This is a genomic window from Sphingobium sp. SA916 (assembly GCF_002894065.1).
GTDB lineage: Bacteria > Pseudomonadota > Alphaproteobacteria > Sphingomonadales > Sphingomonadaceae > Sphingobium > Sphingobium fuliginis.
On sequence record NZ_LXYF01000017.1, the window covers coordinates 1 to 749 of the forward strand.

1 protein-coding gene is annotated in these 749 nt (G+C 66.2%); it reads right to left on the reverse strand.

The window, feature by feature from the left end:
* On the reverse strand, positions 1 to 749 hold a 749-nt coding region (locus A8G00_RS24710), incomplete at both ends, for an Ig-like domain-containing protein (RefSeq protein ID WP_253257915.1).

Consider the following 749-nt stretch of genomic DNA (forward strand, 5'->3'; position numbering starts at 1 on the left):
CGAAACGGTCCCGTTCGCTTCCGCACCGGTTCCGGAAAGGGTCGGCGTCGTGTCGTCGGTCGACCCTCCCGAAATCACGCCGCCTAGGATCGAACCGGCATTGTCGCTGGCCCCGGTGATCGTCGGCACGGGCGGCACGGTCAGGTCTATCGTGACCGCATAGGCCGCCGAAGCGAGGCTGACATTGCCCGCCGCATCGGTCGCCGTGGCGGTGAAGCTGTGCAAGCCCTCGCCCAGCGGCGTGGTCGGCGTGAAGCTCCAATTGCCCGAAGCATCCGCCGTCGCCGTACCCAGCAGGATATTGCCGTCGTAGATCGAGATGCTTGCGTTCGCCTCTGCGCCGGTTCCGGAGAGAGTGGGCGTGGTGTCGTCAGTCGTTCCGCCCGAGATCACGCCGCCAAGGACCGAACCCGCATTGTCGGTCATGCCGGTGATCGTCGGAATGGAGGCGACGGTATCGACGGTCAAGGCATAGGCCGCTGAAGCCGCGCTCTCATTCCCCGCCGCATCCGTGGCCGTGACGGTGAAGCTGTGCGAACCCGCACCCAGCGGCGTGGTCGGCGTGAAGCTCCAATTGCCCAAAGCGTCCGCCATCGCCGTGCCCAGCAGGGTGCTGCCGTCATAGATCGAAACGGTCCCGTTCGCTTCCGCACCGGTTCCGGAAAGGGTCGGCGTCGTGTCGTCGGTCGACCCTCCCGAAATCACGCCGCCTAGGATCGAACCGGCATTGTCGCTGGCCCCGGTGATCG